This window comes from Shewanella sp. (assembly GCF_041630135.1).
Classification (GTDB): domain Bacteria; phylum Pseudomonadota; class Gammaproteobacteria; order Enterobacterales; family Shewanellaceae; genus Shewanella.
Window position 1 is genome coordinate 1 of sequence record NZ_JBFKLW010000107.1, and the last position, 5032, is coordinate 5032.

At 56.2% G+C, this 5032-nt stretch carries 6 protein-coding genes; 3 read left to right on the forward strand and 3 right to left on the reverse strand.

All coding sequences use genetic code 11. The annotated features are described in order from the left end of the window. Positions 1-921: efflux RND transporter permease subunit (locus ABYK60_RS18125; RefSeq protein ID WP_372873398.1), on the forward strand; the 921-nt coding region annotated here is incomplete at its 5' end. Between the two features lie 273 nt (positions 922-1194). Beyond that, on the forward strand, positions 1195-2115 hold the full coding sequence (locus ABYK60_RS18130) for a cation diffusion facilitator family transporter (protein ID WP_372873399.1): 921 nt from the start codon (positions 1195-1197) through the stop codon (positions 2113-2115). Between the two features lie 138 nt (positions 2116-2253). Here ABYK60_RS18130 and ABYK60_RS18135 read toward each other — a convergent pair whose 3' ends face one another. Then, positions 2254-2610 carry a hypothetical protein gene (locus tag ABYK60_RS18135; RefSeq protein ID WP_372873400.1) on the reverse strand — a complete coding sequence of 119 codons (357 nt, stop codon included), beginning with the start codon at positions 2608-2610 and terminating at the stop codon, positions 2254-2256. 278 nt (positions 2611-2888) lie between these two features. Between ABYK60_RS18135 and ABYK60_RS18140 the strand changes: the two genes are divergently transcribed. Then, on the forward strand, positions 2889-3188 hold the full coding sequence (locus ABYK60_RS18140; RefSeq protein ID WP_372873401.1) for a hypothetical protein: 300 nt from the start codon (positions 2889-2891) through the stop codon (positions 3186-3188). Here ABYK60_RS18140 and ABYK60_RS18145 read toward each other — a convergent pair. After that, positions 3167-4201 (reverse strand): NADP-dependent oxidoreductase, encoded by a 1035-nt coding sequence (locus ABYK60_RS18145; protein WP_372873402.1) that lies wholly within the window; start codon positions 4199-4201, stop codon positions 3167-3169. The genes ABYK60_RS18140 and ABYK60_RS18145 overlap by 22 nt on opposite strands. 109 nt (positions 4202-4310) lie before the next feature. After that, complete coding sequence (locus ABYK60_RS18150) at positions 4311-4901, reverse strand: TetR/AcrR family transcriptional regulator (protein ID WP_372873403.1); 591 nt, start codon at positions 4899-4901, stop codon at positions 4311-4313. Between the last annotated feature and the right edge of the window lie 131 nt (positions 4902-5032).

Below are 5032 nucleotides of genomic sequence, written 5' to 3' on the forward strand. Positions count from 1 at the left end.
CTGGCGCGCTACGGCATCAGCGTGGATGAGGTGATGAACCTCGTCAGCACCGGCATTGGTGGCAGCGCCGCCGGGCAGGTGATTGACGGCAACGCCCGCTACGACATCAATGTGCGCCTTAAGGCCGACACCCGTGCCAGTGCAGATGCCATAGCGGATCTCTTGCTGGTTGGTGCCAACGGCGCCCGGGTACGTCTGGGTGAGGTAGCCGATGTGGTGGTGGAAATGGCGCCGCCCAATATTCGCCGCGACGATGTGCAGCGCCGGGTGGTGGTGCAGGCCAACGTTTCCGGCCGTGATATGGGCTCGGTGGTGAAAGACATCTACGCCCTGGTGCCTGAGGCCGATTTGCCGCCGGGTTATACCGTCAGTGTGGGTGGTCAGTACGAAAACCAGCAGCGGGCCCAGGCCAAGCTGATGCTGGTGGTGCCTGTGTCCATAGGTCTGATTGCGCTCTTGCTGTACTTCTCCTTCGGCGCGCTCAAGCAAGTGGGGCTCATCATGGCCAACGTGCCGCTGGCGCTGATTGGCGGCGTGGTGGCGCTCTATGTCAGCGGCACCTATCTGTCGGTGCCCAGCTCCATCGGTTTTATCACCCTGTTTGGCGTGGCCGTGCTCAATGGCGTGGTGCTGGTGGACTCCATCAATCAGCGCCGCGCCGGTGGTGAAGACCTGTATCAGGCGGTGTACGAAGGCACAGCCGCTCGTTTGCGGCCGGTGCTGATGACGGCGCTGACCTCGGCGCTGGGGCTTATTCCGATTTTGCTCTCAACTGGTGTTGGCAGCGAAATTCAACAGCCGCTGGCGGTGGTGATTATCGGCGGGCTGTTCAGCTCGACGGCGCTGACGCTGCTGGTGTTGCCGACCCTTTACATGGCGCTGTACCGGCGCGATGAGCGCGAGTTTGAAGAGCCGAACTGACGGTCACGGACTGCCAGCTTGGCGCTGAGTTTGCCAGGGAGGCCCTTGTTTCGGCACCGCCTAACCGCCGGACCCAGGTATTTGGCCAGGGTTTCCGCTTGCTTTTGAGCGCCAAAGACAAGTGCAGCAACAGATTTCCCATTTTGCTGTTGCCGTGATTTGCCTTGCTCAAAGCATTACAGAGTGTGAGAACCGTTTTGGCTCGAAGGAGCGGGATGCTCCTTCATTTTTTTCACCCTGAGTATCTTTTTAATCGAGTTTCTGGAGGTGAGTATGGGTCACACCCATAATCATGCAGGCGGTAGCGACAGGAATCTATATATCGCTATTTTTATCAATGTTTTGCTCACAGTGGCTCAGGTCATTGGTGGGGTCCTGGCGGTCAGCTTGTCGCTGGTGGCCGATGCACTGCACAATTTAAGCGACGCCGGTGCCATTCTGGTGGCGCTGATTGCCAGAAAACTTGGCCGCAAACCGGCCAACGACAGCTATTCGTTTGGCTATGGCCGGGCCGAAATCCTTGCCACCGCCTTTAACAGCCTGACGCTGATCATAGTCGGGGTGTATCTGCTGCTGGAAGCCTGGCAGCGCTATCAGAATCCCACCCCGGTAGACGGCTTCATTATTTTTGTGGTGGCAGGCATAGCGCTTGTTATCGACATCGCCACCGCGCTTTTGACCCTCAAGGCCGGTGCCAAAGACAACATGAACCTGCGCGCCGCCTTTATCCATAATGTGTCGGACGCCATGGCCTCAGTGGCAGTGATTATCGCCGGCGGTTTTATCATGTTGTTTGGCTGGTATATCGCCGACCTTATCGTGACGGCGATTATCTCCGCCTATGTGATTTACCATGGGGTGGTGCTGCTGGCCAAAGCCTGCCGGGTGTTGATGCAGGCTGTACCGGAAGAGCTGGATTTGGCGGTGTTGCGTCAGCAGTTGCTGGCGGATGACAAGGTGCATGCCATCGGCAGCCTCCATGCATGGCAGCTGACTGATAAAGGTATACATATCGGAGTCAGCCTGTGGGTCAGAGACGTTAACGACAGCGAGCGAACCCGCCTAAAAACCCTGATTGCCACCGCAGTGCCTATGGCCAACATTCTGATTGAGCTTAAGAAAATCGGCTTGGATGACGACAATGCCATAGTCGCCAAACTGCCGCTTGAGTCATCCGACAAAGCACTGCATTAACCCGGCTTGAAGGCACAGCTTAAGCAGGTTGATTAGCCAGCCAATACTCCCGCGCTCAGCACTTTAAGCACGGCGCGGGTGCGGTCTTTGGTATACCTTGCTGCTGTAATTGGTGCCTATCAATTTACTTATTTACCGTTAGGCCGTTAGCAAATGGCACATGGTAAGGGCGAAGATAAAACCTAATAACGCCCATTGCCGGTGACGCTTGATATCTGCAGCTCCCTGGCTCAGCACTTCGTCTGCTTTGGATGCGAATTTGCCTTCGCGCAGGGCTTCGAGTGCGAGGTGCCTGGCCCATTTGTGCTTGTCACCACAGAGTTTGCCTTGGCTTATGAACCTTTGCCAATCGTTGGAATGCTGACGCTGAATATGCGCAAGCAGGTTGTTTTGCAGCAGCATGGCTTTACGGAGGTAGTAAAACGCTGCCCCAAAGCCAGCACACACCAGCAGCACGATGGCGGGCGTTGTGGCTATGGAGAATATCTGGGGCATGGGGTTTCCTTCTCAACTGACTGTCCTTCGTGGTCGGTTAAACACGTTACTCGAATCGCATAGCGGCTTCAATCACCCAAGGCCCCACCCCCGAGCATCTGTTCAGCACCGACAGGGCCGAGCTTTGCAGTATTCATATCGACCTTAAGGGCGCGGATGCCAGACTTGTAAAAAGCGGTTTAGCCTTCGAGTCTATCCAGTTCGACGGCCGCTTAAGCGGTCAATCCGACGCGACTCACTTAGGTGTCAGCAAGCAGCGGGGGAAGGTATTTAATGGCTTGGCTGCCGTCAGTGCTGGCGCCAGCTCTGGAGTGGCAAGCGACAACCCCTTTGGCAAACAGCAGTACTTTGGTTTTGACGATACTGTGGTGGCCGAAGAGCCGCTGTTTATTCCCTCGGCTGAGCGGTTAAGCGATGGGTGGCCCCATCGCCCGTGCGACCTTAGTGCAGCAACTGCTGCGGCGCACTGGTCTAGCGGCTATATCAGGCTAGCGGCTAGAACAGTGACTGGAACAGAGCCTGCCGTGGTGACAATGGCAGGCTCTGCAGTTGCAGATTACAGCGGCTGGTTCACCTGAATCACCAGCTTGCCGAAGTTTTTACCTTCCAGCAGGCCAATCAGCTGCTCGGGGGCATTCTCCAGACCCTGCTCAATCTGTTCGCGATACTGAATTTTGCCTTCAGCCAGCCACTGGCTCATATCATGCTCGAACTCGCCGTAGCGGTGGCCATAATCGTCAAAAATGATAAAGCCCTGCACCTTGATGCGTTTGGTCAATATCAGTCCCATCAACAGCGACAGCCTGTCTGGCCCGGCGGGCAGCTCGGTGGCGTTATATTGGGAAATCAGGCCACATACCGGAATGCGGGCGCCGGTGTTTAAAAGTGGCATCACCGCATCAAACACGGCGCCACCGACGTTTTCGAAGTAGACATCGATACCGTCAGGGCAGGCGGCAGCAAGCTCAGTGGCAAAGTTGGCCGACTTGTGGTCGATACAGGCATCAAAGCCAAGTACTTCAACGGCATGGCGACATTTGTCGGCGCCGCCGGCAACGCCCACCACCCGTGCACCTTTCAGTTTACCAATCTGGCCTACGGTAGCGCCCACAGGACCTGTGGCAGCGGCCACCACTATGGTTTCACCGGCTTTTGGCGCGCCAATGTCGAGCAGGCCCATATAAGCGGTAAAGCCCGGCATGCCCATAACCCCCAGGGCGTAGGATGGATGGCTTGGCTTGGCACCCAGTTTCAGCAGGCCCTCGGCGCCGGATACTGCATAGCTTTGCCAGCCCACATTGTAGGCCAGCACCCACTCACCCACGGCAAAGTCAGGGTGGTTGGATACTTCGACCTGACACACGGTGCCGCCAATCATCACTTCGCCCAGAGCAACCGGCTCGGCGTAGGATTTGGCATCGCTCATGCGACCGCGCATATAGGGGTCGAGCGACAGGTAGATGGTGCGCAGCAGCACCTCACCCTGCCTGGGTTCGGGTTTTGCCAGGGTTTCCAAGCGGAAATTGTCGCTGGTAGGTGCGCCAACAGGGCGTGAGGCCAGCACGATGCGGCGGTTGATGGAGTCAGTCATAAGTCTGTCCTTTGGTTGAATTAGACCAGTCGTCTAGTGTTTATTTCAAAAAATCCGCTATCGAAATAGCGGCTTGGATTTGGGATTATTCTTGTGGTTGGTTACCGGCTCAAGCGGTGGGCTGCAACACCTGTCTGGTGGTCAGCAGCGCCTGCTGCAGGCTGGCATCGTCCAAACGTATTTTGTTCAGTAAACTAGCGCCAATCCACAGGTTGTAAAGCTGCTCGGCGGTTTGGCGACTGTCGCTGATACCAAGCTCGCCCGCAGAGCGCGCCTGTTCGATACATTCGGCCACCCGCGCTATGATGCGATTGGTGCCGTTTAGCAGCGCCAAGCGCATGGGCTCGGATAAATCGGACACTTCACCGGCAAGTTTCACCACCAGGCATTTTCTTGCCTGACCCTGACAGCTGTTTTGCTCGCTCCAGTGCTGCCAGTAGTGCATCAGCTTCTGGTAGTGGTTGCCGGGGGCGCTATCGAGCAACTGGTTGAGCTGGTTCAGGTATTCACTGAAATAGGCCTGGATCAACGCTTCGCCAAACTGCTCTTTGGATTTGAAGTAGTGATAGAAGGAGCCCTTGGGCACCTCGGCAGTTTTCAGCAATTCCGACAGGCCCACACCGGCAAAGCCTTTACTGACCACCAGTTGGTAGCCAATGTCGAGTATGTGTTGCCGGGTGTCTTGGGTTTTGGTGTTCATGGCGGCGATAATATAGATAATTAGACCAGTCGTCTAGTGTCTTGGTGGCTAGTGGTTGTCTATGGTGTTGAATCAGAGCTTCAGATCACTGTGTATTTCACGTATCAGGCAGCGCGCCTATTCGCGGCACC

What these genes read in the sequence shown, in the direction of transcription:
- ABYK60_RS18130 (WP_372873399.1), top strand. Translation starts at nt 1,195, where the DNA reads ATGGGTCACACCCATAATCATGCAGGCGGTAGCGACAGGAATCTATAT.
- ABYK60_RS18135 (WP_372873400.1), bottom strand. Translation starts at nt 2,610, where the DNA reads ATGCCCCAGATATTCTCCATAGCCACAACGCCCGCCATCGTGCTGCTG.
- ABYK60_RS18145 (WP_372873402.1), bottom strand. Translation starts at nt 4,201, where the DNA reads ATGACTGACTCCATCAACCGCCGCATCGTGCTGGCCTCACGCCCTGTT.
- ABYK60_RS18150 (WP_372873403.1), bottom strand. Translation starts at nt 4,901, where the DNA reads ATGAACACCAAAACCCAAGACACCCGGCAACACATACTCGACATTGGC.